Below are 25418 nucleotides of genomic sequence, written 5' to 3' on the forward strand. Positions count from 1 at the left end.
GTGTTATTTTGTAACATTTTTGAGTTAAATATAGTAATTATTAGCAAAAAAAAGAAAAAAAATAAAAAAAATATTACAATTTGTAACATTTATAAAGACAAAATTATCTTATCTGCTTTAATTTTACTTAAAATTTCATCGCCAATTTTATATTTTCTCTTTAGCTTTTCAACTTTTACACTAGCTTGTAAAATATTATCAGCAAAAGCAAGGTCTAAATGATAGTAGCCATCAATAATTTTCATATCAACTATTTTAGCTTTAAAAGAATTTTCCCCTTCTTCTTCTAATTCAATAAAATTAATTTTAAATATTAAAAACACATAATCATTAACTTTTAATTGTAAATCATACACAGCAGAATTTGAAATTAAAACATTTATTTTAACGCCATTAAGCTCACAAGTAACTTTTGCACAAAGTTTGCTTAAATTTATATTAATAATCTTGGCTTTTATAACATTTCTTGCCGATAATAGTGGTCTAAAATCATCATTTAATTTACTTTTATATTCTGTGAATTCATCATATTTTTCTATTAATTTTAAAGCAAAAAGGCTTAATTTTGCTCCTTCTTTTTTTGATTGATTATTAAATAAGGGCATTATAGAATTTTGATTAATTAAATTAAGGCTATCCCAAGCATTTTTATAAGAAATATTAAGATTTTTTGCTGCTTTTAAAATACTTTTATCAAGTAAAATTTGTTTTAGTAATTTTATATGTTTAGCGTTTATTTTTACATCATTGTTTAATATAAATTCTAATTCTAAATTAATCTTCATTATCTCTCCTTATTTATTATTTTCTGCAATAATAGTAATTTAGATTACACTTAAAAAGGCAAAAAATGCGTAAAATATTAAGCATTATTATATTAGTTAATTCATTATTTTGCAATGAATTTGACTTTTTTGAACAAGAATTTAATAAAAAAGAAAAAATAGATAAATTTTATTCTTATAATGTTTTTATGACTAAATTAAATTATGCATTTTACAATATGAGTCTTAGACCGATTACAAATATTTATAACGCAAGCACCCCACCTTTAATAAAAAAAGCTTTTGCTAATTTTTTTGATAATATTAACGCACCTGCAAGGTTTTTAACCTTATTGCTTAGTGCAAAATTCAAAGAAGCTAATGCTACTTTTTGGACATTTTTAGGCAATAGCACCTTAGGTTTTGCAGGTATTTTTAAACCTTATAAATATAAAAAAGAAAGTGATTTTGGTTTAATGTTTGCTAGATGGGGCATTCCTGCTGGAGAACATATAGTTTTGCCCTTTATTGGACCTAGTAATATAAGGGATATGTTTGCTTATGGTTTAGATTTTTTATCAACTAGTAGATTTTATTTAAACGAAAATACTAGAATTAGCCTTTTTGCTCTTGAAGTTATTAATAAAACTAGCAAAGATTATAAATTAATAAATGAAGCTTATAAAAGTGTAAATCCTTACATTGTGATAAAAGACTTTTATGAAGCTAAAAGAAAGGCCTTAGAATGAAATTTTTAGCAATATTTGTATTTTTAAGTACTATGCTTTTTGCATACAATATTAAAACTTTTTCAACAGATTATGAAAATGATATAAACAAAATAACAAAAATTTTACAGCAAAAAGATTTAAACAATAAAGATGAACTTATTTTTAATGTCTTAAAAGATAAATTAGATGAAGAATTAATGCTTAGATTGGTTTTATCAAGTAATTATAATCTTTTAAGTGAAGAGAAAAAAAATGAATTTAAAAATCTATTTTTTAAAAAACTACAAGATGATTTTTTAAGCAAAATTAATTTATTACAAGCTGATAGCATTAAGTTTTTAGATGCTTATATTGATGAAAAAAAGTGCATTGCAAAAGTAAGCGCTAAGTATGATGATAAAATGCAAGAAGCGGTGTTTAATTTTAGAAAGATAAAAGATGATTGTAAGATATACGATATAGCAGTTTTAGGAACTTCTTTAATAGCTTCTTATAGAGCGCAGTTTTTAGATATTATCAATCAAGATGGTATTGATAAATTATTTGAAAAATTAAGATAAAAATGCAAAAAATAATTACTTTTTTAATTAATAAGGCGAAAAATGTTTTTTACTTAAGCTTATTTATTTGCTTATTGTTTTCATTTTTTGCTTTTAAAATACAAATTGAAGCAAAATCTACAAGCTTTTTTTTAGAAAATGATAAAGATTTAATTAAATTTAATAAAAGCATTCAAACATTTGGGGAGCAAGACTTTTTAGTACTTGCTTATAAAAATAACGATAGTGTTTTTACTCAAAAAAATATAGATTTTTTAAAAAAAATTAAAAATGAACTTGAGCAAATTAAGGGTGTTGATTCTACTCTTAGTATTTTAAATGCTCCGCTTTTTTTAAATGACGAAAAAAATATTTTAGCAGGTGCAAACATAAAAAAAGCTCAAGAAGAAATTATGCAAAATAATTTTTATGTAAGCAACATAATTAGCAAGGATTTAAAAGTAGCTGATTTTTTAATTTATTCAAAAAACCCTAATGCAATTTTAAGTGATTTAAGACTACTTGCAGAGCAAAATGGGCTAATCTTAGGCGGAATAAGTGTTATTGCTGATGATATGGTATCTTATGTTAAAAGTGATTTAAAGTATTATGGCATAGGGCTTGTAATCTTGCTTAGCCTTGCTGTATTTATATTTTTTAGGTCTTATTATTTTGTATTTATTTGTATGTTTATTTGTCTTATTTCTTTATTTACAAGTACAGGAATTTTGTATTTGCTTGATTATAAAATAACAGTAATTTCAAGCAATTATGTAGCTTTAGTTTTAATAATCACAATTTCTGTTGTAATTCATCTTTTATCACATTTTGCAGAATTACAAAATTATAATCTTTTTAGCGATAGAAAACAAAAAATAAGACATACTTTATTAGCAAAAGCAAAACCAAGCTTTTATGCAATACTCACAACGGTTGTGGGTTTTTTATCTTTAGTATTTTCAGGGATAAAACCAATTAGCGAACTTGGTGTTATGATGAGCATTGGCATTTGCATTTCCTTGCTTTTAGCATATTTATTTTTACCTTATTTACTATTAGTAAAACAAGATTTATCATCTGTATATTTTTCTAAAAAAACAAAATTCCTTGCTTTTTGTGCAAATACGGCTATTTATCATAGAAAAATTATTTATTTTATTTGTGTTTTAGTAGTTTTTAGCGCCTGTATTTTAATACCAAAGCTAAGTGCTGAAAACTCTTTTGTAAATTATTTTAAAGATAGCAGTGAAATTAAAAAAGGCTTGTTATTAATTGATGAAAATTTAGGTGGAACCTTGCCTCTTGATGTAATAATAAGCTTTAAAAATGATAATAATAGCTCTTTAGAAGATGATGAATTAAGCGAATTTGAAGCTGAATTTAACAATAATAAATATTATTTAACACCAGAAAAAATTTCAATTATAAGTAAAATTCAAGATTATTTAAAAAATAATAAATACATAGGCTCAAGTCTTAGTCTTGCGAGTTTGAGCGAATTTGCAAAAAATATAAATAATAATAAAGAATTAGATACTTTTTTAATGAATGCTTTATTAAACAATCTTGATGAAGATACTAAAAAACAAATCATCTATCCTTACTACAACGAAAAAACAAAAGAATTTAGAATAGCCTTAAGGATAATTGACAGCTCAAAAGAGCTAAGAAGAGCAGAATTTATAAAAGAATTAAAAAGTGATTTAAGCAAAATAGCAAAAGAAAATAATTTAAATATTGAATTAAGCGGAGTTATGATTTTATACAATAATATGTTAGCTTCGCTTATTTCATCGCAAATAGATACTTTAAATGTAGTTGTATTAAGTATTTTTGTATTATTTTTAATAATATTTAAAAATATTCGTTTTAGTATAATTGGAATTTTAGCTAATGTTATCCCATTATCTTTACTATTTACTATAATTGCTTTTTTTGATTTAAAATTAGATTTAATGTCTATTACAATAGCTGCTATTTCAATTGGAATTGGAGTTGATGATATAATTCATTATGTTCATAGATTTAAACAAGAAATTAAACAAAATTCCTTAGAAAAAGCTATAATTAAATCGCATCAAAGTATAGGTAGTGCTTTATACTTTACGACTTGCACTATTTGTTTAGGATTTTGTTTGATGGTTAGTTCAAACTTTATTCCTACAATATATTTTGGGCTTTTAACCCTTATGGTTATGATTTTGTTATTAAGTGGGTCGCTATTTTTACTTCCATCGCTTATAATTACATTTTACTTTAAGGGATATTTTAAAAATGAAAGCAAAGAAGGAAGGCAAAAATAAATGCAAAAATTTGAAAATATAAACTGGATTTTTAAAAAGAATTCTTTTGCAGTGGTATGTTTATTGATTTTCATTGCTTTATGCAGCTTTTATATAAACTATTTAATTATCACTGAAAAACTAGCTGCAAATAATGATATTGTGGCAAATAAACTTAGCGGACAACTTGCTCAAAGCGTAGTAGAATTAGAATTAATTGCAAGCTCAAAAGATAGCTCCAATCCATATTATGAAAAATATTTAAAGAATTTTAATGCAATATATATCGTAAATGCAAATGGTGATGTAATTGATAATATTAAAAAAAATGAAAACGAAAGTTACATTAAAAAATTTATAGAAATTAACAAAGATAACATAAAAACTCAATTTTACCAAAGCGAATTATTATATTCTCAAGATATAAAACCAAGCTTTTTTATAGCAATCAAAAAACAAATTAATAATTCTAGTTATTTTATTGTTGGACAAATCACATTAAAAACACTAATAAACAACATAAATACAAATACAACTGACTTTGTTATTATTGATAAACATTCTAATATTTTATATAGTAGTAGTGAGCAATCTATAAATCAATTTGCTAATTTAAATGCTCTTGGAAGATTTTTCTTATGGCAAGATATTTTATATTTTAAAAACTACACATTTAAGCAAAACACAAATGCGATGAATGGTTTTTTTATACTTTCATTTATCCCAAATTCATCTTATTTAAATATTAATTTTTTAATTTCTGTTTTAATTATAATTTTAATCTTGCTTTATTTGTGGAATATATATTTAGATAAAATGTATTTAAAAATAGCACTTTATGATAAGTTAAATAATATCTTAATTTTACAAAAAAGTGCAAATTTAGAAGAAGAAAAATATAAAGATAAATTACTTTTTAATGACCTTCAACAGCTTGAAGAACAAACAAATAAACAAATCTCGGACTTAAATGAAATTAGAGAAGAGTACAAAGAAGCAGAGCAAAGAATTAGTTCTATGTTTAACAACAACTCAATTCCAATGCTAAAAATAGACGCTTACACAACTAAAATTCTAGCAGCAAACGCAGCAGCATTAGATTTTTATAATATAAAGTTAAATAACATAATAAAATTTAACCTTTATATGCTTGGTAAAAAATCATATTCTAATCAAATTGACCCTATTAATTTTGCTTACAATATGCAAAATAATATTAAAAATCAAGGTTTATTTATTACAACCACTCACTTTGTTGATGAAAAAATACCTAAAAATATAAGAATATATCCATTTATAATGCGTTCATCTCGTGTTAGTTATGATTTTTTAATGATTCTAGATAGCGAATACCAAGATAATATGAAAAATACGATGTTAGCTCTTGATAATAGCTTTGTTGTAAATATTAATTTTATTTTAAATTCAAATATGCTAAAAATAACAAGCTTTAGTCCTAATTTAAATAAAATTCTAGGAATTCAGCCATATTTACAAATGACTTATAAAGAATTATTATTTGAAGACTGTGAAAATTTATATTTAAATTTATTGTTACATATTAGACAAGTTAAGCAAAATAAAACAATAAATAATCTTGTAAAATTAGAACAAATTGTGTATTTAAGACAAAACAATAAATCTTATTCTCAATTTAAAGCAAGTTATTATATTTATAGAGAAAATACTCACGATACAAATATTCATATAATAAGCCATCTTGCTTTATTAAAGTCTAACTTAAATCCTGATAATATTCGCTCTGTGCTTCCTTATAATGATGTGTATCAAAATATAAATACTAAAATTGGGGTTTTTGATGAAAACTTTAATTGTATTAGTACGAATAAAGAATTAAGAAATTTATTAAGAACACCAAGCAATGTAAAACCAAGCATTAAAGAAATTATTAACAATGAAAATATTGAAGAAATAATAGGCAAAATTAAAAACAATACAATAGACGATGAAACAACGGTATATTTAAAAGATTTAAACAACATATTACACCCTTGCACTCTATTTTGCACTCAAAGTAAGAATTCAAACAATGAAATAATCTACTGTATAGTATTTAGACAAAATGAAGAAATACCTGATTTGGACAAATTTATAAATAAAATGCTTACAAATAATTTTATAAATCAAGATTTTTTCTTAAAATATTTAGATTGTTATATAAATAATATAAAATACAGAGTTTTAAATAAAATATCTTTTGGGACGATGGATTTTGAAAATTTATTAAAAAACATAGATTTAGCATTTAATATCTTTGATGAAAATACACAGGAAAAAATGAATTTATTAAAACAAATATGTAAAAACATAAATCTTCACGAATATGAAAATATAGAAGAATACATTTTACAATATTCACAATTAAATTAGGAGAAAAGATGAATAAAGCAGATATTTTAGTAGGAATTCAATGGGGAGATGAAGGCAAAGGTAAAATAGTAGATAGACTTTGTGCTGAATATGATTATGTTTGTAGAAGTGCAGGCGGGCATAATGCTGGTCATACAATAGTTGTAAATGGAGAAAAATACGCTCTTCATATTATGCCAAGTGGGGTTTTGCACCCAAATTGTAAAAATATTATCGGTAATGGCGTTGTATTAAATCCTGAAGTTTTAATTAGCGAAATGGCACAATTTGACAATTTAGAAGGAAGATTGTTTATAAGCAATAGAGCCCACCTTAATCTACCACATCACGCCTTAATTGATAAAGCAAAAGAAAAAAGTAAAGGCGAAAACGCAATAGGAACAACAGGCAAAGGTATAGGACCAAGTTATGCTGATAAAATTTCTCGTACAGGGCATAGAGTTTGTGAATTACTTGAGCCTGAAAAACTTTGCTATGATTTATTAAAAGATTATGAAAATAATAAAAATTTATATGAAGCTTTAGAAATTAAAGCCCCAGAACAAGGTGAATTGCTAAATAATTTAAAAAGATATAAAGAGATTTTAAGCCCTTATATTTGCGATACTACAAGATTAATATGGCAAGCATTAGAAGAAGATAAAAAAGTATTATTAGAAGGTGCGCAAGGTAGTTTATTAGATATTGACCACGGAACTTATCCTTATGTAACTAGCTCAAGTACAATCTCTGCTGGTGCTTTGTGTGGAATGGGCTTAAACCCGCACCAAGTTGGTAAAGTAATAGGAATAGTAAAAGCTTATACAACAAGGGTTGGACACGGACCATTTCCTAGCGAAGATAAAAGCGAAATTGGAGAAAGAATAGGAGCTGTTGGAAAAGAATTTGGCGTTACAACAGGTAGAAAAAGAAGATGTGGCTGGTTTGATGCAGTTAGCGTAAAATATACTTGCAAACTAAATGGTGTAGATGAGTTAGCCTTAATGAAGCTTGATGTTTTAGAAAATTTTGATGAAATTAAAATATGTAAAGCTTATGAATATAATGGAGAAATTATTGATTATGTGCCTACAGATTTGCAAAATTGTACACCAATTTACGAAAGCATAAATGGTTTTTCAAAACTTGCAGGTATAAAAAAATACGAAGACCTGCCAATCAATGCAAAAAAATACATAAGCAAAATTGAAGAAATAGTAGGTGTAAAAATAAAAATAATCTCAACTTCACCTGAAAGGGAAGACACAATCATTTTATGAAAGAAATCCTTAAAATAAAAAAACAAGCTTTGCAAAATGCAGAGCTTGAACTAAATAAGGCAAAAAAAAGACAAGAAAAAATAATTAATGATATTTTTTTATGCGATGAAGAATTTAAAAATGTAAATACAGCAAAAGATTTAACTCAAATTCTATTGCAAAATGAAGCTTTAAAAAACAATCTTAGCATTAAACAAGCTTTGCTAGAAAAACTAGAATTAAGTAAAAAAGAAATAGTACATTATGAGCATTTATACAAAAGAGCTAATTTAGAATATGAAAAAATAAAAATTCTGCACGAAGAAGAATTGCTTAAAATAAAACAAGAAAAAGAAAAAAAGTTAGCTTTGGAGTTAGACGAAATTGCTACTATTAGATTTTTTAATTCTTTAAAAGAACAAGAGCTTTAACGTAAAGGAAATAAAATGTATGAGTATAAACTTTATTACCCAGCAGGAAATACAACCGCTTTAGTAAAAAACACAAAGCAACTTGATTTTATAAAAATAAATAACGATATTTTAAATAAACATAAAAATGTTGAGCAAGTAGGCTTTGTTGCAAATAATGAGCTTAAAATGGCTGGTGGAGAAATATGTTTTAACGCTTTAAGATGTGCTGCTAAATATTTTTTAGACCAAAGTAATCAAAGTACAGTAAGAGTTAAATTAAATAAATGTGAATACGAATGCGGACTTCATAATTCATCTTTTATAAATAACAATCTTTTAAAAGAAAAATATAAAAATGATAACTTTTATTATGCAAAAATTAAAAATAATTATGAAATTATTAAAATAAATGATAATGAATATTATGTGGATTTAGGCGATATTTTTCACATTGTTTATACAAAAAAACTTGACTTAAGAAAGGTTAATTTAAAAGACTTTGCCTTTTCTTGTTTTCAAAAAAATAATTTGTTAAATAAAAAAGCTTGTGGTTTTATGTATGTACAAAAAAATGTTTTAAAACCTATTGTATGGGTAAAAGAAGTGCAAACTTTATTTTATGAAAGTGCTTGTGGAAGTGGTAGCTTTGCTACTTTTTTATATTTTAATAATTTTTTAAACAAAAGCCAACTTGCTTTAAGGCAGGTATCTAAAGAATATTTGTTTTTGTACAAAGAAAATAATGAAATAATATTAACTTCGCCGATAAAGGATATCATTTTAGATTAATTATTATTAGCAGCTTTCAAAAATATATAATCACATAGCTAATTTCAAATATTATAAATAATAAAATAATTAAAAATTAATTAAAATTTTTATTTATAAAATATTTTAAAATTAAACACAATATTTTATATATATTTTTATATTAAAGTTTAAATCATTCTTATAATTATACTTTATATTATTATATAATAATTATAATAAAATTATATATTTTTATTATAATATTTATATTATTTTAAGTTTATTTTAGTATAATTCTTTATATATAAAAAGGAGAAAAAATGAAAAATTACCAAGAGTCAAATTCACTAAAAGAAAGCTTAGAAATTTTAAAGAGATATAAAAATGATGTGAGCAAAGAAGATTATGAGAATATAAAATCTACCATTTGTTCTCACGCAATTGAAAATATTTACGCAGATGAGCTAAGTATTATTATAATGATTAAATCGTGCGTTTTTAATTTAAACAATGGTGAGATTTTAGATGAATATAAAGAGAAAGGTTATGTAGATTATGAAAGAAAATAAATTAAGTTTTGAAGAACTTGTAACTAATAATAAATTAGGTATAGAAGATTTTAAGGAGCTTGATAAAGCATCAAGAATTTATACTTCACAAAGAACCGATGAATTATTGTTAAATCCAGTTAAAGGCAATTTTAATTATGAACATTTAAAAAGCTTTCAGCAAAACCTTAAAAAAGAGCAAAACATTTCATACTAATAAATTTTATTAAAAAGGAGAAAAAATGAAAAATTACCAAGAGTCAAATTCATTAAAAGAAAGCTTAGAAATTTTAAAAAGATATAAAAATGATGTGAGCAAAGAAGATTATGAAGATATAAAAGGGATTATAGGAAACCACGCAATAGAAAATACATATATGAATGAGTTAGATATTATAGCACTAGTTAAACAATCTGTTTATGGTTTAAGTGCTGATGAAATAATAGCAGAATATAAAGAGAAAGGCTATGTAGATTATGAAAGAAAATAAACTAAGTTTTGAAGAACTTCTAACTAAAAATAAATTAGGTATAGAAGATTTTAAGGAGCTTGATAAAGCATCAAGATTTTATACAGGAATCAGAGAAAAAGAATTATCAAAAACACCCATTAAAGGCAATTTTGATTATGAACATTTAAAAATCTTTCAGCAAAACCTTAAAAAAGAGCAAAACATTTCATACTAATAAATTTTATTAAAAAGGAGAAAAAATGAAAAATTACCAAGAGTCAAATTCACTAAAAGAAAGCTTAGAAATTTTAAAAAGATATAAAAATGATGTGAGCAAAGAAGCTTATGAGAATATAAAATCCAACATAGGAACACACGCAATAGAGAATATTTATCTTGATGAATTAAGTATAGTAATGCTAATTAAGAAAAATGTATATGGTCTTAGTGCTGATGAAGTTTTAGCAGAATATAAAGAAAAAGGCTATGTAGATTATGAAAGAAAATAAACTAAGTTTTGAAGAACTTCTAACTAAAAATAAATTAGGTATAGAAGATTTTAAGGAGCTTGATAAAGCATCAAGAATTTATACTTCACAAAGAACCGATGAATTATTGTTAAATCCAGTTAAAGGCAATTTTAATTATGAACATTTAAAAAGCTTTCAGCAAAACCTTAAAAAAGAGCAAAACATTTCATACTAATAAATTTTATTAAAAAGGAGAAAAAATGAAAAATTACCAAGAGTCAAATTCATTAAAAGAAAGCTTAGAAATTTTAAAAAGATATAAAAATGATGTGAGCAAAGAAGATTATGAAGATATAAAAGGGATTATAGGAAACCACGCAATAGAAAATACATATATGAATGAGTTAGATATTATAGCACTAGTTAAACAATCTGTTTATGGTTTAAGTGCTGATGAAATAATAGCAGAATATAAAGAGAAAGGCTATGTAGATTATGAAAGAAAATAAACTAAGTTTTGAAGAACTTCTAACTAAAAATAAATTAGGTATAGAAGATTTTAAGGAGCTTGATAAAGCATCAAGATTTTATACAGGAATCAGAGAAAAAGAATTATCAAAAACACCCATTAAAGGCAATTTTGATTATACACATTTAAAAACTATTCATAAACATATTTTTCAAGATGTATTTAGCTGGGCTGGTAAAGATAGATTTGAACTTAATTTATTAGGACCTATGTTTAAAGGCGATAGTATGTTTTGTAACGGACAATTTATACCAAATGAAGCAAATCGTATGTTTTCCAATTTAAAAAAACAAAACTATTTTAAAAATTGTAAAAACATTGATGAACTAGCAAAAAATTTAGCTGAATTTATGGGAGATTTAAATGCCTTACATCCATTTAGAGAAGGTAACGGAAGAACACAAAGAATATTTATAAATCAATTAGCACAAAATGCAGGATATAAATTAGACCTAAGATTAATTGATAAAGATAAAATGATAGATGCAAGTATAAAAGCTATGGATTGTGATTATAAAAAACTCCAAACCCTTATTAAAGTTAATTTAAAAAGCTTTAAACAAAACCTTGAAAAAGAGCAATCGCAAGGAATATCATATTAATATATAAATTATATTATTTTGTAATAAAAACAATATATAATTTATATGAGAATAATTAAAAAAAATGAAAAAAAATTATAAATCAATAATAAAAATTATTAAATATCTAATACTTAGCTTAGCTGTGTTTATTTTAATAGCTACACCTTTGTTTTTTTCTTTTGGTTTAGTTATTAATACAACAAAATCAATGCCTATAGGCTTATATAAAAAAGTAGATAAACCATTAGTTAAAGGAGATTTGGTTATATTAAAAATTCCTACTATAAATAAATATCTTATAAAAAAGATTGCAGCTACTAAAGGAGATTTGATTGAGATTAATTCTAATGGCGTTTATATCAATAATATTTTACAAGCAAATACAAAAATATTTAAATACGACACCTTTAATCAGCCACTGCATTTTAATCCATTAAAAACAGTATTAAAAGATAATGAATTTATTGTTTTAGGAGAGCATATAAGAAGTTATGATAGCAGATATTTTGGTATAGTAAAAGAATATGAAAATAATATGAAAAAACTTATAAAAATAATAAGTTTTTAATATTATATTTATATAAATATTATATAATATATATTATAATTTATAAAATAAGGAGAAAAAATGGCAACAATTATGGAAAAAGATGTTTTATTAGAATATGCAAGTTTTGGGTATTTGATTGATGATGAGACTGAAGAAGGAGAACAAGATTTAAATAAAATGCACGAAATAAAAGAATATTTATATGATACAAATTACATAGATATAGATTACGAAAGCATCAAAGAAAAAATAAAAATTTTAAGGCAAAAATATGAAAATTGATGAAAGAATATTTAATAAGATATGGAAAAAAGAATGTACCAAATTTAATGTAATATCTACAGATAATCCAAAAGCATTTGTTTTAGGTGGTCAGCCTGGTGCTGGTAAATCAAACTTAATAGAAACCGTAAGAAAAGAATTAAGTAAAAATGTTATCGTAATAAATGGAGATGATTATAGAAAATATCATCCAGATTATGCTAATTTACAAGCTACCTATGGCAAAGATTCTCCTAAACACACTGCCGAATTTGCAGGAATGATTACTGAAATGATTTTAGATAAAGCTATCAAAAATAAATTAAATGTAGTAATTGAAGGAACTTTTAGAACAGCTGCTACACCGATTAAAACACTAAAATTATTTAAAGATAATGGTTACAACACAAATGTATTAATTCAAACTTGCCATAAAGATATTAGTTGGAAATCTTGTCTTGAAAGATATGAAAAAATGTTAGCTATAAGTAAAGCTGAAGCTAGATTTACAGATAAAGCTCATCACGATATAGTAGTTAATAATCTAGCAGAAAATATTAAAGAAGTTCAAAAATCAGGCTTAGTGGATAATATGAAAATATATTCAAGAGTTTTAGACAAAAAAACTAATAAATTTAATCAAGTTGAAATCTATAATAGTGATTTAAAACCTAAAGTTAATATTGCAACCATTAATAAATATTTAGGTTTGCAAAGAAAACTAAATTTAGAAAATTCATACAATTTTAATTAGTTCATACATAGCAAAAAAGAGTAAAAATGGATAAAAAGCAAATTATAAATGAAATAGCAAAAAAACATCATCTAATATTAGATGAAAACGACCCTATTTTTGCAATTATTACAGCTAACGAAATTATGTTTGATGATTATATAAAGCAGCTTGAAAAAGCACAAATAAAAATCAAAGCTGATTTAGAAAGTTATAAACAAAGTTTAATAAGTGATATACAAGAAGAATATAAAAAATATCATCAAGTATTACAAGAACTAAAATTAAACCAAGTTACTAATTTAAAATCTAATCAACTCCAAAACGAAAAAAATATAGACTTTAATAAAAAGAATATATTTACAGCCTTTATTATAGCTCAAATTATATTTTTACTTATTGGATTAATAATAGGCATATTACTATAATATAATTTTAATATATATTTTATATAATTTTAAGTTTATTTTTATACAATTTTGATTTTATTTTACAAAGGATAAAAGATGGTAATTTCAATAATAAATGAAAAAGGTGGCAGTGGTAAAACAACATTAGCTGTTAATTTAGCTGCTAAACTTGCTTTAGATGGTGATAGCGTTTTGTTAATTGATGCTGACCCGCAAAAATCAACTGAAGTATTTTCAAATATGAGAAGTCAAAATAATCTTACACCAATATTTAGTAATGTATGTAAAACTGGTATAAGTTTAGGAGATGAAATAAAACTTATGAAAAATAAATTTGATTCAATTATTATTGATACTGGTGGTCGTGATAGTAAAGAAATGAGAAAAGCAATTTTAAATTCTAATATAGTTATTATTCCAACGCTGCCTAGTCAATACGATGTAAGTGTTTTATACCATATGTTTGAATTGATAATGGAAGCTAAAGAATTTAATCAAAACTTATTAGTTTTTGTAGTAACAAACAGGGTTTCTCCTAATCCATTTTTACAAAAAGATTTACAAAATCTACAAAATTATATAAAAGATTTAAAAGAAGAAAAAAATATTAATGATATATATTTACTTGATAGTGTAATTTATGAAAGACAAGCATATAGAAAAGCTGTTGTTGAAGGCAAAAGTATAAACGAATTTGATAATTCTAAAGCAAGTGAAGATTTTGAGCAATTTTATCAAGAATTATTAGATAAAACAAAAAAATTTATGAAAGGATAAAAAAATGGGATTTAAAAAATTAAATGAAAATGATTTTGTAAATGCTGCTAGGGGAGAAACTTCTAGTATAGATATAAATACAAAAAGAAAAAAAAGCATACTTATTCATTTAACAGAAGAAGAAGTAGCCGAGCTAACACAAGAAGCAGCTAGATTTAGAATGAGTAGAAGTGCTTATATTAGATTTAAATTATTTGTAAAAGAAAAATAGAATAAAAATTATTTCAATTAATTAAATTTAAAATAAAACATATTTACCTTTTTTAGTATATAATTACAGTACTTGGAAAGAATAAAGGCTTCTAGCCTGAACCACATATAAAAGATATGTGGTTCTACTTTAGTATTATCTTAGTTGCTTTTTTAATAAATAAATATTTATATTTTACAATTCTAGGAATTTTAAACCATACTTTTTTTTCACATTTCTTAAAAATTTACATATATCTTTTTTGTTATATTAAATATTGCCTATTGTATAGCATAAAAATCATTTTAAAAAAAAGATAACTTAATATTACAACCAATAAAAGAGAAAAATTTGTTAAGCTTTATTATAAAAAATATTTTACTTTATTACATAAATTGCGTATTGCTTTATATATTTAAAATAAATAAAAATTTTATAATCTATTCTTCGTTTTCTTCGTTTTGAATTATTATTTCTTCATCAAAGCTATAATTGCTTTCGCTTTTTAAAGCTGAAAACGGTGCAAATTGCGCTGCTCTATTTTCAATAGGCATTGGGTTAAATTTATTTGATTTAACATAAGTTATATTTATAATATCATCATAATTATGCATTATGCCCACCTAGTTGGGAATTAATATTTAAATATTGTAACTCTTCATCTAAATTACTTGCTTTTATTATTGTATTTTTTCCAAATTTGTTATTTAATTCTAACCTTAATTTTTGTATTTTTTCTTCTTTTTGTTGCTTTATGTTATCTTTATCATCAAGAACATCAAATAAGCTATCATTATAAATCATTTTGCTATCTTTTACATTGTTAAAAGTTAAATTAATTTGCCTAATAAATAATCTTGAATCAACTATAAGGTCAAAAAGTTCTAAAGTTTTATTCATAATAATATGAAAAGATGAAGTATGCTTATATAAATTTATACTTGAATGAGCATTTTTTAATATTTCTTTTTTTTGTATATTAAATTTTTTTACATTTGTATATTTATTATTTAAACTTTCTTTATCATATTTTATATCTAAAACAATTTGTTTAGTTTTTAAATCTTTTTCAACCAATTCAAGCACTAACATATCAAGCATTTCTTTTAAAACAAGCCTTGCTCTAAAAAAGCTAAATGGCTCGTATAAAACCTTAGCCATTGTTTTAGAGTTATTTTTGCTTTTATAATTTTTAATATCTTGCATAGTGCAAGGCTCATAAGCCCAAGCGTGGTCAATTAAAAGCTCTGCATTAATACCAAAAACTTCATATAATTTTTCTTCATTTTTCAAAGAAAATCTAGCTAAATCTCCCATTGTTTTAATGCCTAATTTTTCTAACTTTAAAGCACAAGCTTTACCAACTCGCCAAAAATCACTTATAGGGCTATAATTCCAAAGCAATTTCTTATAATTTTCTTCATCAAGTATTGCAATATTATTATCTTTTTGCTTTTTTGCAAGGATATCCATAGCAACCTTTGCTAAATAAAGATTACTTCCTATTCCTGCACTAGCACTTATTTTTGTACTATGCAAAACATCTAAAATAATTTTTTTCACCAAGTCATAAGCGTTTAGTTTATAAAGTTTAATATAAGGGCTTAAATCAATAAAAACTTCATCAATTGAATAAATATGAATATCTTTTTTATCAATATATTTTAAATAGATATTATTTATTTCTGAACTATATTTAATATAAGTTGCCATTCTTGGCTTAGCAATAATATAAGTAAGCTCCAAAGAATAATCATTATCAAGCTCTGTTTTATCGTAAGATTTTGCAGTAAAAATACGATTTTTTGCCTTTAATTTTCTACTAACATTTATAGAATTTACCCTTGCAATAAGTTCAAATAAACGCAACCTACCAGAGATATTGTAAGAACGAAGAGCCGGACTTACTGCAAGGCAAATAGTATTTATACTTCTACTTTCATCTGCTACAACTAAATTAGTTTTAAGCGGGTCTAAACCTCTTAAAACACATTCAACTGAAGCATAAAAAGATTTTAAATCAATAGCAGCATAAAGCTTATTGCTCATTATTATACTTTAAATTCCAAATCCAATAAATGACAAATACTATGAATAACAAAAATATGCACTTCTTGTATTCTTGGCGTATCAAGGCTTGGAGCTTTTATATTAAAATATTTATCATTTGTTGCTTTATTTGAGCTTAACATAATGTTTACACAAGCTAATTTCTCACCTTCTTTAAAAGCTTCTAATACATTTTTACTGCTGCCGCTTGTGCTAATTCCAAACAAAATATCGCCTTTTTTTGCAATAGCTTGCACTTGTCTTGAGAACACAAACTCGTATCCATAGTCATTTGCAATTGCTGTAAGTGCTGAAGTATCTGTGCTTAGTGCGATTGCGCTTAAGCCCTTTCTTTCAACCTTATATCTACCGCTAAGCTCTGCTGCAAAATGTTGTGCATCAGCAGCTGAACCACCGTTACCAAAAATTAATAATTTATTATTATTTTTTAAAGCTTTACTTATAATTTCATAAGCTTTATAAATATCATTTAAAAATTCTTCATTAATTTTTGCGTATGTGTTTATGTGTGAGTTTAACTCATCTTTTAAAATATTCAACATTGTGTTTCCTTTATTTTATTTATAATATTTGTACTTGAATAGCCATCAACAAAATCAATCAAGCAAGTTTGTTTAGCAAAATTACTGCCTACAATTTCTTTGTCTTTATAATCAGCACCTTTTACTAAGATATCTGGCTTTAACTCTTTTATAATTTCTAGTGGAGTATCATCGCTAAAAACAATTACCGCATCAATAAATTCTAAAGCACAAAGCATAGCTAAACGAGTATTTATATCATTAATTGGTCTTGCTAAACCTTTTAATCTTTTAATGCTCTCATCAGAATTTAGCCCAATTACCAATAAATCTCCTAATTGTTTAGCCTTTCTTAAATAACTTAAATGTCCTAAATGTAACAAGTCAAAGCAACCATTTGTAAATACAATTTTTTTATTTTTATTTTTTTGCACAAATTCGCTTATATTTTTTACTTGCTTTTTATAAATATCATCTTCGCTAAATTCATTAATTTCATCAATACTAACAGCATATGAGCCTATTTTACTAACTACAATAGCTGCTGCTTTATTTGCAAGTTTAATTGCTTCATTTATATCTTTTTTTCTTGATAAAAAATAAGCTAAAGAGCTAATTACACTATCACCCGCTCCTGTAACATCAAAGACTTCTTTAGCTAAAGCAAGATGTCTTGTTAATGTATTGTTATTATATAAAGCTATTCCATTTTTACCTAAGGTAATTAAAGGATATTTAATATTTAATTTTTCTTTCATTAATATTAATTTTTTACTTAAATTATCATCATCTTCATCATCAAAAAGGCCTAAAAATTCTGTTGCTTCTTTATAATTTGGAGTTAAAATATCAATATCTTTAAATTTTAAAAAGTCTTTTTTAGGGTCTGCTAGGGTTAAAATATTTTTATTTTTTGCAAAGGAGATAATCTTTTTTACCAAATAAGGGCTTAAAACACCTTTATCATAATCACTAAAAACAATAGCGTCATAATTTTTATCTTCTATATTTTTAAACAAGCAATCAGCCATATCATCGCTTATTACCTCGCAGCTTTCAACATCAATTCTTACAATTTGTTGATTTTGTCCAAAAATCCTAGTCTTTTTTGAACTTTTTTTATTTTTATCACTTATAATTTCATAATTAATCTCGTTTTCTTTAAGCATCTTTTTAATAAAATTAGCACACTCATCATTACCTAAAACACTTAAAACATCAACATTTGCTCCAAGTTTTTTAATATTTAAAGCAACATTAGCACATCCACCTAAAGAAAGTTTATTGTATTTAGGATTAATCACAGGTACAGGTGCTTCAGGGCTAATTCTAAGGCAATCACAAAATAAATATTCATCTAAAATTAAATCGCCTACTACTAAAATGTTAAGCATTAAAATCCTTTATTATTTTATTAAAATCATCAATTATTTTACAATTTTTTTGCTCTAGTTTATCCTTTGTAAATAAATAAATATTTTCAATATTAGCTGCAAAAGCTGCTTGAACATCGCTTATTTTATCGCCTACAAAAACACAATTATTTTCATCAATATCATATTTTTTAATCGCATCAAGTATCATTTTTGGCTTTGGTTTTCTGCATTCACAGTTATCATCTGGAGTATGAGGGCAAACAAAGAATTCTTTAATTTCTATATTGTGTTTTTTAAATTCGTTTTGAATTCTTAAATGAAATTCTTGCATTTGTTCTTTAGTAAAATAACCACGCCCTATTCCGCTTTGATTGGTAATAACTATTATTAAATAAGCCTTATCATAAAAATATTTACATAAATCAAAAATCCCATCAACAAATTCAAGCCTTTCATAAACATAAGAAAAATCAACATTAATCACACCATCTCTATCTAAAAACAAAGCTCTTTTTTTAAGTGCTTGTTTTTTTCTATTTTCTAATGTAATTGCATCATTTAATGCTTCTTCGCTATCGTTTAAATTTAAAAAAGCATCTTTATCTAAAAACTGCTTATTTTTTAAACCCCAAATAAAAGCAAGTAGTGCTATAAATGCTAAAATTATTGAAACTGCTATCATTAAAAAAATCACAAAAGTCATTTTACTTCCTTTGTTAAAAAATTATTTAATCTTTGTGCATTTAAAATTACACAAATTGAGCTAAAAGACATAAACAAGGCTGCTACTAAAGGATTAATATAACCATTAAAAGCAAGTGGTAAAGAAATTAAATTATAAAATAAAGAAATAAGTAGATTTGTTTTAATAGTAAAATATGTTCTTTTTGCTAATCGTATAGCGCTTTTAATTTTATTTAAATTATCATCTAGGATTATTATATCGCTTGTATTTTTAGCCAAATCACTTGCTTGTTTAAAAGATATTGAAACTAAGGCTTGTTTTAGAGCTAAAGCATCATTTATCCCATCTCCTATCATTAAAATTTCTTTAGAATTTAAAGAAGTTAAAAAATCAATCTTATCAGTAGGTAAGCATTCTGCTTTATATTTTGTAATATTTAAACTTTGTGCAGTTTTTTTACATTCTTGTTCTTTGTCGCCTGAAAGCATTATACATTCAATATTTTTACTCTTTAAAAAATTTATTAATTCTAAGGCTCCATCATTTATTTTATTTTCAAACACAAAATAAGCTAAAAGCTCTTTTTCATCAGCAAAAAAGACTTCAGTTTTATCAAAAGACTTTACATTCACACCATTTTCTTTTAAAAATTTTGCACTTCCTAAAAAATATTTTTTATTATCTTTAATATAAATTACACCTTTACCATCTATTTGCGTATAATTTTCGTTACTTATTATATGTTTTGTTAATTTTAAATTATCTTTTATGTTTAAAGCTAAAATATGATTGTTTAAACTCAAAAGCTCTTCTAAAATATCTTTTTTTGAATAAATTTCATAAGAACTAAGCTTTAAATTAAAGCTGGTTAAAACTCCTGTTTTATCAAAAACCGCATATTTTATTTTACTTAAATTCTCAACATCATTAGCATTTTTAAACAAAATACAATGTTTTAAAGCTTGATTAATAGCACATAAATTACAAACAGGAGCGCTAAGCGCAAGTGCGCAAGGACAAGCTATTATTAAAACACTAACACTTCTAATAATAGCTTCGTTTATGTTTTCAATATTAAATAAAAAACAAATAAAAGCTAAAAACAAAATAGCAAAACAAAAGTACGAACTTATTTTATCAGTAAGCTTTTGAAGATTAGATTTTTTTGTATTATTTAAAATATTTGCTATTTTTTGAATGTAACTATCTTTAAATTCACATTCAGTTTTTACATCACAACTTCCGCTATAAACTACACTTGAGCTAATTATTTTTGAATTTAAACTAACACTTTTTAATTTCGCTTCTCCTGTTATTGCACTTGTATTTAGTTTTGCTTTACCGCCAACACATAGCCCATCAAATAATATTTTATCCCCAGTAAAAAACCTTAAAACATCGCCTTTTTTAATCTCATAAACACTACTTTTTACAACTTCGTTATTTTTAATTAAATTAACCTCAGCATTTATTAAATCACTTAAAAAATCTACATTTTTTATTGCATTTTTCTTGGTTAAATTTTCTAAAAATTTTCCTGCATAAACAAAGCAAATAATCATAGCTACACTATCAAAATACAAATATTCAAGCCTTAAAAACATAGCACAAAGGCTATAAATATAAGCAAGCAAAGCTCCGCCAACTACTAAACAATCCATATTTAAACTTTTTAACTTTAAAGCATTTTTAGCACTATTAAACATAGGCAAGGCAGTATAAAATAATACAGGGGTGCATAAAATAAACTCAGCAAAATTAATAATATCCTTAATATCAGCATCCATACTAGAAAAATATCCAGCATATCTAGCAATGCTAAGCCACATTATATTCATAACGCAAACTACTGCTACTATTAATTTTGAATATGATTTTTGATGATTTTTGTAAGCTTTATTATAATCAGCGCTTAAGGGTAAAACTTTGTAGCCAAGTTTTGTAATTTGATTTAGAATTTCTTGAACACTTGTTTTATCATCTATGAACTCAACTTGCGCTCTTTTACTAAAATAATTAATATTAATACTAACAATAGCCTCATTTTTAAGCAAAAATTTTTCTATTAACCAAACACAAGCAGAACAATGAATATTAGGGATATTAAAAGTAATTTGGCTTATATTATTTGCAATTTTTTCTTTAAAAACTACACTTTCATCAACATTACTTATTTCTACCTTGCTTAAATTATTTGCATTTTTATAAAATTCATCTAAATTATTGCTTTTAATTATTTCATAAACACTCTTGCAGCCATTACAACAAAAATATAAATTTCCTGCCTTAATTAACTGATTTTCTTGGTATTCTAGGGAACAATGAGCACATTTCATCTTTTTCCTTATTGACAATTTTATTTTTAATTTATACAATAATTTTAAACACTTCTTACTTTTATAAGGAAATCAATGGAAAAAGAATCAAATACAAGCGTGGAAAAATCTAATCATACCAACGAAAGAAATGAAAAAAGCGAAAAGAGAAATCAAAAAAAGCACATTCCCGTAGATGGTTACAAAATAGAAGAATTAAAGTTGCTTACACTAGATAAGCTAATTGAAATTGCAAATGAAGTTGAAATTGAAAACCCTAGAGAATTTCGCCGCCAAGAATTAATGTTTGAAATATTAAAAGCTCAAACAAAAAAAGGTGGGTTTATTCTTTTTACAGGTATTTTAGAGATAAACCAAGAAGGCTACGGATTTTTAAGAGCAATGGATGCAAACTTAAGCGACAGTGCAAACGATGCTTATGTTAGCAATTCTCAAATAAAAAAATTCGCTCTAAGAGTAGGCGATATCGTTACAGGACAGGTAAGAGAACCTAAAGAACAAGAAAAATATTATGCTTTATTAAAAATTGAAGCGATTAATTATATGCCTTATACGGAAGCAAAACAGCGTGCTTTATTTGACAATTTAACACCTATTTTTCCTACGCAAAAATTAAAACTTGAATATGACCCTATGAAATTAACAGGCAGAGTGCTTGATTTATTTACACCTATTGGTAAAGGTCAGCGTGGGCTTATTGTTGCTCCACCACGCACAGGAAAAACCGAGCTTATGAAAGAACTAGCAACCGCTATTGCTAAAAATCACCCTGAGGCTAATTTGATTGTTTTATTAATTGATGAAAGACCGGAAGAAGTAACAGATATGCAAAGATGTGTAAAAGGAGAAGTTTTTAGTTCAACATTTGACCAACCTGCACTAAATCATGTGCGTGTTGCTGAACTTGTGATTGAAAAGGCTAAGCGTTTGGTTGAAATGGGAAAAGATGTAATTATTTTACTTGATAGTATCACAAGACTTGCACGTGCTTATAATACTGCAACTCCTAGCAGCGGAAAGGTTTTAAGCGGTGGTGTTGACGCAAACGCTCTTCACAAACCAAAACGCTTTTTTGGTGCTGCAAGAAATATAGAAAACGGTGGAAGTTTAACCATAGTTGCAACTGCATTAATTGATACAGGCTCTAGAATGGATGATGTTATTTTTGAAGAATTTAAAGGTACAGGAAATAGCGAAATAATCTTAGATAGAAATATTTCAGATAGAAGGATATACCCAGCTATTAATATTACAAAAAGCGGTACAAGAAAAGAAGAATTATTGCAAGGTCCAATAAATTTACCTAAAATATGGGCAATTCGTTCAGCTATGAATTCTATGGAAGATGTTGAAGCTTTAAAATTCTTATATTCAAAAATGCTTAAAACTGCAAATAATGATGAATTACTACAAGGATTAAACGAATAATGCAAGCAATTACATTAAAATATAGACCAAAAAGTTATGATGATTTAATCGGTCAAAGCACGGTTAGTAAAAGTTTAAAATTTGCTCTTGATAATCAGCAAATTGCTAATGCTTACTTGTTTTCTGGCTTAAGAGGAAGTGGAAAAACAAGCTCGGCTAGAATTTTAGCAAGATGTTTAAATTGCAAAGAAAAAATAAGCTCAAGCCCTTGTATGCACTGTGAAAATTGTTTAGCGCAAAACCCAAGCGATGTTTATGAGCTTGATGCTGCTTCTAATCGTGGGATTGAAAGTATTCAAGAATTAATTGAAAATACAAAATTTACCCCAATGCACTCAAGATTTAAAATTTTTATAATTGATGAAGTGCATATGCTTACTAAAGAAGCTTTTAATGCTTTGTTAAAAACCTTAGAAGAACCACCTTCTTATGTTAAATTTATTTTAGCAACAACAGACCCAAATAAAATTCCAGCTACGATTTTAAGTAGGGTTTTACATTTTAGATTTAAGGCTATTTCTAGCTCACAAATTACAAATAGAATGAAATTTATTCTTGATAATGAAAAAATAAATTACGAAGAAGAAGCACTTTTTATAATAGCAAGAAGTGCTAATGGCTCTTTAAGAGATGCTTTAACTCTTTTAGAACAAGCAATTATTTATTCGCAAAATAATGTAAATACAATAAATGTAAGTACAATGCTTGGAATAATTGATACTAATATTATTAAAAACTTTTTTGCTGATATTTTAAGAGCTAATGATGATGGAATTTTTAAATTCTTAGAACTTGCAAAAGAATATGAAGTTAATATGATTTTAGATGAAATGAGTGCTTATTTAAAACAAGCATTTTTTAATAAGGATAGAAATTTCTCTTTACTTTTATATGAAAGATTTTTTGCTATTTTAAGCAAGGCTAGATATATGGCAAAAATTAGCGATGATGATGAATTTAATCTTTGCGTTATGGCTTTTATGCTAAAGGAAGCTTGTTATTTAAAAGAAGTTGATGAAGAAATAGTAAAAATTCAAAAAGAAGAAAATAAAAATACTTTGTTTGATGATTTTGTAAGGCAAATTCAAAAAAGAGATTATAAATTAGGTTTAATTTTTACAAATAATACCACTTTTGTATCTCAAAATGAAAGTGAATTTGTAATTAAAGTTAATCCTAAAAATGAAGAAGAAAAAAACTATTTTAAACAATTATTTACAGTTGTAAAAGATATTTTTGCTAGTTTAGATAATAGCAAAAAGCTAGTAATTACAAGCGATTACAATCAAAATAATACACAAAATAACAATAGTGATGATAAAGACCTTCAAGCTAAGAACAAAATAGCAAATATACAAGCAAATCTTAGCATAAGTCCTAAAAACTACGAGCAAGAAGAAAAAGAACAAATGCCTGAAATGCAAAGCGATGATTTTTTAAGTGATGATTATGAGCTTGAATTAGACAATATTGACGAGCTTATGATACCAGAAGAAGCTTTGATTAATTTAGATGATAATGTTATTGATATAATTTTATCAGCTGTAATTAGATTAGAAATAGAAAATAATACCCTTTTAGTGTATGTAAATCCGCCTTATGATGAAGTTGAACTAAATATACTAAGAGCTAATTTAATTAATGTAATTAAAAAAAGTATTATTACTTTAAAACTGCAAGATTTTAAGGTAATAAACATTCAAAACGAAAAAAAAAAGTAGATAATAGTGAAAAAATTGCTCAGTTTGCAAAAGAAGAAATTAAAATGCAAGATGAGCAACAAAATATTTTTCCAAAAATTGAAAATAATTTAAGTGAAGATGAAATAAAAATTAGGCAAAGATTAAGATTATTAGAAAAAGAATTTGGAAGTCTTGAAATAAAATAATTTTTTGATATAATCAAACTTTTTTTCTTGGGGCTGATTGGCATCGACAGGATTAAAAAGGAAATTGTTGCATACCGCATTGCTGCGTTAAAAGCAAAAATAAAATTAAACGCAAACAAAAATAAATTAGCTCCTGCTTACGCTTACGCTGCGTAAGTTCAGTTGAGCCTGATATCTGCTTAAGCTTGTACGGCGGAATATCGGTCATCTTTCAAGCTAGTTTTAAACCTTGGCTAAGTTTAAAGCGAATTTTTGCCTTTGCTTTATAAACTTTGTAAAAAGCGAGTTTATAAAAGCGAGATTAAAGCTTTTTACTAAGTATGTAGAGACAGTTTTTGGACTAATTTTGGACTGGAGTTCAAATCTCCACAGCTCCACCAAGTATTTACTATTATTAAATTATAATTATTTTTTTGCCTGAGTGGTGAAACTGGTAGACGCGCTAGACTCAAAATCTAGTAAGGGCAACCTTGTGTCGGTTCGAGTCCGACCTCAGGCACCA

General features: G+C 25.2%; 30 protein-coding genes, 1 tRNA gene, 1 other RNA gene and 1 pseudogene. 26 read left to right on the forward strand and 7 right to left on the reverse strand.

Going from position 1 to position 25418, the window contains the following annotated elements; translation table 11 throughout:
* Positions 1-89: 89 nt before the first annotated feature.
* Positions 90-785, reverse strand: a complete 696-nt coding sequence (locus CCANL266_RS06110) for a TOBE domain-containing protein (RefSeq protein WP_172232858.1) — start codon at positions 783-785, stop codon at positions 90-92.
* Between the two features lie 65 nt (positions 786-850).
* Here CCANL266_RS06110 and CCANL266_RS06115 point away from each other — a divergent pair, with 65 nt between their 5' ends.
* The 21 genes from CCANL266_RS06115 to CCANL266_RS06215 all read left to right on the forward strand — a co-directional run bounded on the left by CCANL266_RS06115 (position 851) and on the right by CCANL266_RS06215 (position 14633).
* Positions 851-1513 (forward strand): MlaA family lipoprotein, encoded by a 663-nt coding sequence (locus CCANL266_RS06115; RefSeq protein ID WP_172232861.1) that lies wholly within the window; start codon positions 851-853, stop codon positions 1511-1513.
* Positions 1510-2055, forward strand: coding sequence for a Tgt2/MlaC family protein (locus CCANL266_RS06120; protein ID WP_172232864.1), 546 nt, complete (start codon positions 1510-1512; stop codon positions 2053-2055). Before CCANL266_RS06115 ends, CCANL266_RS06120 begins: the two co-directional genes overlap by 4 nt.
* Before the next feature lie 2 nt (positions 2056-2057).
* Positions 2058-4337, forward strand: coding sequence for an efflux RND transporter permease subunit (locus CCANL266_RS06125; RefSeq protein WP_172232867.1), 2280 nt, complete (start codon positions 2058-2060; stop codon positions 4335-4337).
* Entirely contained in the window at positions 4338-6707 is a 2370-nt protein-coding gene (locus CCANL266_RS06130; protein WP_172232870.1) for a hypothetical protein, read from the forward strand.
* Between the two features lie 8 nt (positions 6708-6715).
* Positions 6716-7966: an adenylosuccinate synthase gene (locus CCANL266_RS06135; RefSeq protein WP_172232873.1), complete on the forward strand. Its 1251-nt coding sequence runs from the start codon at positions 6716-6718 to the stop codon at positions 7964-7966.
* Positions 7963-8376 carry a hypothetical protein gene (locus CCANL266_RS06140; RefSeq protein ID WP_172232876.1) on the forward strand — a complete coding sequence of 138 codons (414 nt, stop codon included), beginning with the start codon at positions 7963-7965 and terminating at the stop codon, positions 8374-8376. The genes CCANL266_RS06135 and CCANL266_RS06140 overlap by 4 nt, the downstream gene beginning before the upstream one ends.
* A gap of 15 nt (positions 8377-8391) precedes the next feature.
* Entirely contained in the window at positions 8392-9147 is a 756-nt protein-coding gene (locus CCANL266_RS06145) for a histidine racemase CntK family protein (protein WP_172232879.1), read from the forward strand.
* A gap of 281 nt (positions 9148-9428) precedes the next feature.
* Entirely contained in the window at positions 9429-9677 is a 249-nt protein-coding gene (locus CCANL266_RS06150) for a hypothetical protein (RefSeq protein ID WP_172232882.1), read from the forward strand.
* Positions 9664-9873 (forward strand): hypothetical protein, encoded by a 210-nt coding sequence (locus CCANL266_RS06155; RefSeq protein ID WP_172232885.1) that lies wholly within the window; start codon positions 9664-9666, stop codon positions 9871-9873. The genes CCANL266_RS06150 and CCANL266_RS06155 overlap by 14 nt, the downstream gene beginning before the upstream one ends.
* A 25-nt stretch (positions 9874-9898) precedes the next feature.
* Positions 9899-10147, forward strand: a complete 249-nt coding sequence (locus CCANL266_RS06160) for a hypothetical protein (protein ID WP_172232888.1) — start codon at positions 9899-9901, stop codon at positions 10145-10147.
* Complete coding sequence (locus tag CCANL266_RS06165) at positions 10134-10343, forward strand: hypothetical protein (RefSeq protein ID WP_172232891.1); 210 nt, start codon at positions 10134-10136, stop codon at positions 10341-10343. The genes CCANL266_RS06160 and CCANL266_RS06165 overlap by 14 nt, the downstream gene beginning before the upstream one ends.
* Before the next feature lie 25 nt (positions 10344-10368).
* On the forward strand, positions 10369-10617 hold the full coding sequence (locus CCANL266_RS06170) for a hypothetical protein (protein WP_172232894.1): 249 nt from the start codon (positions 10369-10371) through the stop codon (positions 10615-10617).
* Complete coding sequence (locus CCANL266_RS06175) at positions 10604-10813, forward strand: hypothetical protein (protein ID WP_172232897.1); 210 nt, start codon at positions 10604-10606, stop codon at positions 10811-10813. The genes CCANL266_RS06170 and CCANL266_RS06175 overlap by 14 nt, the downstream gene beginning before the upstream one ends.
* A 25-nt stretch (positions 10814-10838) precedes the next feature.
* A complete protein-coding gene (locus CCANL266_RS06180; RefSeq protein WP_172232888.1) occupies positions 10839-11087 on the forward strand; it encodes a hypothetical protein in 249 nt (82 codons plus the stop codon).
* Positions 11074-11709: a Fic/DOC family protein gene (locus CCANL266_RS06185; protein WP_172232900.1), complete on the forward strand. Its 636-nt coding sequence runs from the start codon at positions 11074-11076 to the stop codon at positions 11707-11709. Before CCANL266_RS06180 ends, CCANL266_RS06185 begins: the two co-directional genes overlap by 14 nt.
* A 64-nt stretch (positions 11710-11773) precedes the next feature.
* Entirely contained in the window at positions 11774-12259 is a 486-nt protein-coding gene (locus tag CCANL266_RS06190; RefSeq protein WP_172232903.1) for a S26 family signal peptidase, read from the forward strand.
* A 60-nt stretch (positions 12260-12319) separates the two neighbouring features.
* Complete coding sequence (locus CCANL266_RS06195; protein ID WP_172232906.1) at positions 12320-12523, forward strand: hypothetical protein; 204 nt, start codon at positions 12320-12322, stop codon at positions 12521-12523.
* Complete coding sequence (locus CCANL266_RS06200; protein WP_172232909.1) at positions 12513-13256, forward strand: zeta toxin family protein; 744 nt, start codon at positions 12513-12515, stop codon at positions 13254-13256. Before CCANL266_RS06195 ends, CCANL266_RS06200 begins: the two co-directional genes overlap by 11 nt.
* A 26-nt stretch (positions 13257-13282) precedes the next feature.
* Entirely contained in the window at positions 13283-13663 is a 381-nt protein-coding gene (locus tag CCANL266_RS06205) for a conjugal transfer protein TraM (protein WP_172232912.1), read from the forward strand.
* Between the two features lie 78 nt (positions 13664-13741).
* Positions 13742-14422 carry an AAA family ATPase gene (locus tag CCANL266_RS06210; protein WP_172232915.1) on the forward strand — a complete coding sequence of 227 codons (681 nt, stop codon included), beginning with the start codon at positions 13742-13744 and terminating at the stop codon, positions 14420-14422.
* Positions 14423-14426: 4 nt separating this feature from the next.
* Complete coding sequence (locus CCANL266_RS06215) at positions 14427-14633, forward strand: hypothetical protein (protein WP_172232918.1); 207 nt, start codon at positions 14427-14429, stop codon at positions 14631-14633.
* Between the two features lie 419 nt (positions 14634-15052).
* Here CCANL266_RS06215 and CCANL266_RS06220 read toward each other — a convergent pair whose 3' ends face one another.
* The 6 genes from CCANL266_RS06220 to CCANL266_RS06245 are packed head-to-tail and all read right to left on the reverse strand — an operon-like array spanning position 15053 to position 21600.
* Complete coding sequence (locus CCANL266_RS06220) at positions 15053-15226, reverse strand: hypothetical protein (RefSeq protein WP_172229570.1); 174 nt, start codon at positions 15224-15226, stop codon at positions 15053-15055.
* Positions 15219-16661, reverse strand: coding sequence for a Y-family DNA polymerase (locus CCANL266_RS06225; protein WP_172232921.1), 1443 nt, complete (start codon positions 16659-16661; stop codon positions 15219-15221). The genes CCANL266_RS06220 and CCANL266_RS06225 overlap by 8 nt, the downstream gene beginning before the upstream one ends.
* 2 nt (positions 16662-16663) lie before the next feature.
* Entirely contained in the window at positions 16664-17224 is a 561-nt protein-coding gene (locus CCANL266_RS06230; protein WP_172232924.1) for an SIS domain-containing protein, read from the reverse strand.
* Positions 17218-18597, reverse strand: a complete 1380-nt coding sequence (locus CCANL266_RS06235; protein ID WP_172232927.1) for a PfkB family carbohydrate kinase — start codon at positions 18595-18597, stop codon at positions 17218-17220. The genes CCANL266_RS06230 and CCANL266_RS06235 overlap by 7 nt, the downstream gene beginning before the upstream one ends.
* On the reverse strand, positions 18590-19282 hold the full coding sequence (gene ccoS / locus CCANL266_RS06240) for a cbb3-type cytochrome oxidase assembly protein CcoS (RefSeq protein WP_224316201.1): 693 nt from the start codon (positions 19280-19282) through the stop codon (positions 18590-18592). The genes CCANL266_RS06235 and ccoS overlap by 8 nt, the downstream gene beginning before the upstream one ends.
* The gene (locus tag CCANL266_RS06245; RefSeq protein WP_172232930.1) at positions 19279-21600 is read right to left on the reverse strand and encodes a heavy metal translocating P-type ATPase; all 2322 of its coding nucleotides are present in this window, start codon (positions 21598-21600) and stop codon (positions 19279-19281) included. The genes ccoS and CCANL266_RS06245 overlap by 4 nt, the downstream gene beginning before the upstream one ends.
* Before the next feature lie 75 nt (positions 21601-21675).
* Here CCANL266_RS06245 and rho point away from each other — a divergent pair, with 75 nt between their 5' ends.
* From rho to CCANL266_RS06265, 5 genes and pseudogenes are all read left to right on the forward strand, one after another.
* Positions 21676-23028 carry a transcription termination factor Rho gene (gene rho / locus CCANL266_RS06250; protein ID WP_172232933.1) on the forward strand — a complete coding sequence of 451 codons (1353 nt, stop codon included), beginning with the start codon at positions 21676-21678 and terminating at the stop codon, positions 23026-23028.
* A pseudogene (dnaX, locus tag CCANL266_RS06255) lies at positions 23025-24068 on the forward strand (DNA polymerase III subunit gamma/tau); the annotation flags it as partial. The gene rho and the pseudogene dnaX, both read left to right, overlap by 4 nt.
* Positions 24069-24793: 725 nt before the next feature.
* Positions 24794-24916 (forward strand): hypothetical protein, encoded by a 123-nt coding sequence (locus CCANL266_RS09680; RefSeq protein WP_263449587.1) that lies wholly within the window; start codon positions 24794-24796, stop codon positions 24914-24916.
* A gap of 29 nt (positions 24917-24945) precedes the next feature.
* Positions 24946-25296: a transfer-messenger RNA gene (gene ssrA / locus CCANL266_RS06260) on the forward strand.
* A gap of 35 nt (positions 25297-25331) precedes the next feature.
* Positions 25332-25418 (forward strand) — tRNA-Leu (locus CCANL266_RS06265).

It is taken from the genome of Campylobacter canadensis (assembly GCF_013177655.1).
GTDB lineage: Bacteria > Campylobacterota > Campylobacteria > Campylobacterales > Campylobacteraceae > Campylobacter_E > Campylobacter_E canadensis.